Here is a 4911-nt window from a genome sequence, read left to right on the forward strand (position 1 = left end):
CATCCGCAGCTCCTCGGCCAGGAAGCGCACCGTCACCGGAACCAGGTACGGCGCATTCGGCCGAACGCGAAGCGGCGTCGGGGTGAGGAACGGTGCGTCGGTCTCGACGAGGATCCGCTCGCGCGGCGTCACCGCCAGCGCGTCGCGCAGGTTCTGCGCGTTCTTGAACGTGATGTTGCCCGCGAAGCTCAGCCAATAGCCGCGGTCGGCGGCGATGCGCGCCATGTCGGCGTCGCCGGAGAAGCAGTGGAACACCGTGCGCTCGGGAGCCCCGACCCGATCGAGGGTTTCGAGAACGGCGTCGTGGGCGTCGCGGTCGTGGATCTGCATCGCGATGCGGTGCTTCTTCGCCAACGCGATGTGCGCCTCGAAGCTCTCGAACTGCGCTGGACGGCCCGTCTCGTCGGTGCGGAAGAAGTCGAGCCCCGTCTCACCGATCGCCCGCACGCGCGGCTGCGCGGCGAGTTCGTCGATCACGGCGATGGCCTCGCCGAGCATGCCCTGCTCGGCATACGCGGGTGCTTCGTTGGGATGTATCGCCACCGCCGCGAGGACGCGCGGGTGGGATGCCGCGGCCCACGCCGACCACCGGCTCGACGCGATGTCGCCGCCCGCCTGGACGGCACCGACGACGTTCACCTCTGCGGCCCGACGCATCTGCTCGTCGAGCGGGAGACCCTCGCCGTCCTCGATCTCGAGATGCGTGTGATTGTCGTAGACGGCGACCGGCAGCGGATCGGGCGCCGGCGGATATGACACGTCGCGTGAACTCTTCTCGCGCACGCGGACGTACGTCGACGGATCAACGGCGTCGCTCACCGGCATCCCCTCTCTTCTTCGATCCGGCGCACTGTTCCCCCCGCGCCTCCGTGTCCCACTCTCTGTCGAAGAGAGCACGTGCGCAAAGCACCTTTAGGGACATGCCGCCCCGCAAGTGGGACACGATGGAGGGGACGGGTGGGACGGGTCAGGGCTGCTCGATCCGGGGGAACAGCGGCTCGAGGCCGTTGACGCTGGTGCCGGGCACAAGGACTCCCCAGCTCCCGGCCTCGCGCAGCGGCTGATCCCGGAGACGCCCCACGTGCCCGAGCGCGACCCACAGCTTCTCGGTGGCGATCGGCATCACGGGGCTCAGCAGCACCGCGAGCGCACGCAGACCCTCCGCCGCCGTGTAGAGCACCGTCGCAAGACGGGCACGCTGAGCGTCGTCCTTTGCCAGCGCCCACGGGGCGTTCTCGGTGATGTAGCCGTTGAGCGCGTCGACGATCGTCCAGATCGCCGCGATCGCCTCGTCCGGACGGAAGCGCTCCATCGCCGCATCGGCCGCCGTCGCGGCATCCGCCACGATCCTCTGGATGCCGAGATCGCCCTCCGTGTACGCGGCGGGCGGCGGCACGATGCCCTCGAAGTACTTCTCGATCATCGCCGTCGTCCGCGACGCGAGGTTGCCGAATCCGTTCGCGAGCTCCGCCTGGTAGCGCGCCGAGAGGTCCTCCCACGAGAACGAGCCGTCCTGGCCGAACGCGATCGCCGACAGGAAGTAGAACCGGTAGGCGTCCGAGCCGAACACATCGGTGATCTCCGTCGGGGCGATGCCGGTGAGCTTCGACTTCGACATCTTCTCACCGCCGACCAACAGCCAGCCGTGCGCGAAGACACCGCGGGGCACGTCGAGGCCGGCAGCCATCAGCATCGCGGGCCAGATCACCGCGTGGAAGCGCAGGATGTCCTTGCCCACGACGTGGAAGGCCGGCCACCGTCGCTCGAACTGGTCCGGGTCGGTGCCGTACCCGACCGCGGTCGCATAGTTCAGCAGCGCATCCACCCACACGTAGATCACGTGTGACGGGTCCCACGGCACGGTGATGCCCCAGTCGAACGCCGAGCGCGAGATCGACAGATCCTTCAGCCCCGAACGCACGAACGAGACGACCTCGTTGCGCGCCGACTCGGGCCGGACGAAGTCGGGCTCGGTCTTGTAGAGCTCGAGCAGGCGGTCCTGGAACTCGCTGAGCTTGAAGAAGTAGTTCTTCTCCTGCAGCAGCTCCAACGGCTTCGAGTGGATCGCGCAGACCTTGAGCCCCTCGAACGCACCGGTGCCGTCGACGATCTCCGCCTCCGGCTTGAACTCCTCACAGCCCACGCAGTAGAGCGCCTCGTACTCGCCGGCATAGATGTAGCCACGGTCGTAGAGCGCCTTCACGAACTGCTGCACGCGCTCCTCGTGGCGCGGCTGCGTGGTGCGGATGAAGTCGTCGTTCGCGACGTCGAGGGTCTTCAGCAACGGGAACCACGACTCGGTGACGAGCTTGTCGACCCACTCCTGCGGAGTCACTCCGTTCGCGGCCGCGGCGCGCAGCATCTTCTGCCCGTGCTCGTCGGTGCCCGTGAGCATCCACGTGTCGTCCCCCGCCTGGCGGTGCCAGCGCGCGAGCGTGTCGACGGCGACCGTCGTGTACCCGTGTCCGATGTGCGGCAGGTCGCTCGGATAGTAGATCGGCGTCGTGATGTAGAAGGACTGACCAGATGTCACCCGACGAGTCTAGTTCCGGGCGACGCGCCGGCTCCCGCGTGTGACGTCGAGCCGTCGGTGCGTCGGTGCGCGTCTCAGGCGCTTTCGCGGACGACGAGCGTGGTCGGCAGCACGACGGCATCCGGATGGCCGCCGGCGATCGCCTCCAGCACCATCTCGACCATCGTGGCGCTGATCTGGGCCCAGGGCTGGCGGATGGTGGTCAGCGGCGGCGTGTGCGCCTCGGCGAGCCCCGAGTCGTCGAAACCGGCGAGCGCGACGTCCTGAGGAATGCGTCGCCCCTGCGCAGCGAGCGTCTGGGCGGCACCGACGGCGAGCAGGTCGCTTGCCGCGAACACCGCATCGACGTCGGGCGCGCGCGCGAGAAGTCGAGCCATCGCCTCCGCGCCCGCCTCACGGGTGAACGGCACCACTTCGACGAGGTCCTCGTCGAAGCGGTCGCCGAGTTCGTCGCGAAAGCCGTCGAGGCGGAAACGGCCGCTGGGGGTGTCGAGCGGTCCGGTGATCAGCGCGATGCGGCGGTGCCCGCCATCCATGAGGTGCCGCGTCATCGTGCGTGCCGAGCCCACCTCGTCGATGGCGACGTGCGCAACGGTGCGCCCTTCCCACAGCGGGATGCCGGAGCACACGGTCGGCACGCCCGCGTTCACCAACGAGCCGAGCAGATCATCGGATTCGTGAGAGGAGACGAGCAGGACGCCGTCGACGTGGCCGGCGCGCACATATCGGGCCGCGTTGGCCTGTTCGCGCTCGGTGTCGGCGATCAGGAGCACGAGGGTCATCCCACGCTCGGAGACCGCATCGGTCGCCCCTCGCAGCAGGAGCGCCATGTTCGGATCCGACAGCAGGACGTGCTGGGACTCGGTGAGAAGGAAGGCGAGCGAGCCGGTCTTTCCGGTCGCGAGGCTGCGCGCAGCCTGATTGGTCGTGTAGCCCGTCGAGACGATCGCGGCATCGACGGCGGCGCGGGCTTCGGGCGACACCCAGTGCCCTCCGTTGAGCACGCGCGAGACCGTTCCGTACGAGACGCCGGCCGCGGCGGCGACGTCGCGGATGGTCGGCTTCTTCGGCACATCGCTGGGTGTCACGAGAGCCGACTCTACCGGTGTCTACAACGAACACGGCCACAACCGCAGCCTTCACTGTAACCGATCACAGTCCCGGGACTGTAACCGGTCACAGTTCCATAACGAACCCGTGATCGCGCACTTTTCGACCGCACAATGGAGGGCGTTCGCACCCGGTGCGACATCACGACAGGGCGGCGGAGCAGCCGAGCTACGGCCCCCCTCCCCCTGTGATCCCAGAGAGAGGCACACCGATGAAGGTGAAGAAGAAGGGCGCCGTCGCCCTCGGACTGCTCGTGGCGTCCGGCATCCTGGCGCTCGCCGGCTGCTCCGGCAGCACGACCGCACAACCGACGACCAGCGGAGACGCACAGGCCGCCACCAGCGGCGAGCTGACCGTGTGGGTCGACGCCGACCGTGCGCGAGCGCTCGAGGATGTGGCGAAGAAGTTCGAGCAGGAGAAGGGCGTCAAGGTCAACCTCGTCGTCAAGGACTACGGCAAGATCCGCGACGAGTTCACCGCACAGGTGCCTACGGGCAAGGGACCCGACATCACGATCGGCGGGCACGACTGGATCGGCGCGTTCGTCAAGGACGGAATCGTGGCGCCGGTCGAACTGGGCGACAAGGCGGCCGACTTCGAGAAGGTCGCCATCGAGGCGGTCACCTACGACGGCAAGACCTACGGCCTTCCGTACGCCATCGAGAACATCGCCGTGCTGCGCAACACCGCGCTGGCCGACTCCACCCCGGCCACCTACGACGACATGATCGCGAAGGGCCGCGCCGCCGGCACGGAGTACCCGTTCGTCGTGGGCCTGGACCCGCAGGCGTCCGACCCGTACCACCTGTACCCGTTCCAGACGTCCTTCGGCACCTCGGTGTTCGGACGCAATGCCGATGGCTCGTACGACGCGAGCAAGCTGTCGATCGGCGACGAGGGCGGACAGAAGTTCGCCGCGTGGCTCACCGCGCAGGGAGACACCGGCACCAAGGTGCTGAACCTCAACCTCTCCGGCGACCTGGCCAAGGAAGCCTTCAACGCCGGCAAGTCGCCGTACTTCCTCACCGGCCCGTGGAACGTCGCCGACGCCCAGAAGGCCGGCATCGACGTCGCGGTCGACGCGATTCCGACGGCGGGCGGCGGTGACGCACAGCCCTTCGCCGGCGTGCAGACGTTCTTCGTGAGCGCCAAGAGCGCCAACGCGCTGATCGCGAACGAGTTCCTCGTGAACTACATCGCCACCGCCGACGTGCAGACGGCTCTCTTCAAGGCCGGCGGGCGTCCCCCGGCACTGACCGCCGCGTTCG

At 68.2% G+C, this 4911-nt stretch carries 4 protein-coding genes; 1 reads left to right on the forward strand and 3 read right to left on the reverse strand.

The window, feature by feature from the left end; all coding sequences use genetic code 11:
* From I5I_RS05530 to I5I_RS05540, 3 genes are all read right to left on the reverse strand, one after another.
* Positions 1 to 825, reverse strand: an 825-nt coding sequence (locus tag I5I_RS05530) for a TatD family hydrolase (protein ID WP_036317456.1), incomplete at its 3' end; no start/stop codon positions are given.
* A 142-nt stretch (positions 826 to 967) separates the two neighbouring features.
* Positions 968 to 2533: a methionine--tRNA ligase gene (gene metG / locus I5I_RS05535; protein ID WP_036317458.1), complete on the reverse strand. Its 1566-nt coding sequence runs from the start codon at positions 2531 to 2533 to the stop codon at positions 968 to 970.
* Between the two features lie 74 nt (positions 2534 to 2607).
* A complete protein-coding gene (locus tag I5I_RS05540) occupies positions 2608 to 3621 on the reverse strand; it encodes a LacI family DNA-binding transcriptional regulator (RefSeq protein WP_036317459.1) in 1014 nt (337 codons plus the stop codon).
* Between the two features lie 233 nt (positions 3622 to 3854).
* Here I5I_RS05540 and I5I_RS05545 point away from each other — a divergent pair.
* A partial coding sequence (locus I5I_RS05545; protein ID WP_036317460.1) for a sugar ABC transporter substrate-binding protein occupies positions 3855 to 4911 on the forward strand: 1057 nt, incomplete at its 3' end.

The sequence above is a fragment of the Microbacterium sp. B24 genome (assembly GCF_000333415.1).
In the GTDB taxonomy this organism is placed as follows: domain Bacteria; phylum Actinomycetota; class Actinomycetes; order Actinomycetales; family Microbacteriaceae; genus Microbacterium.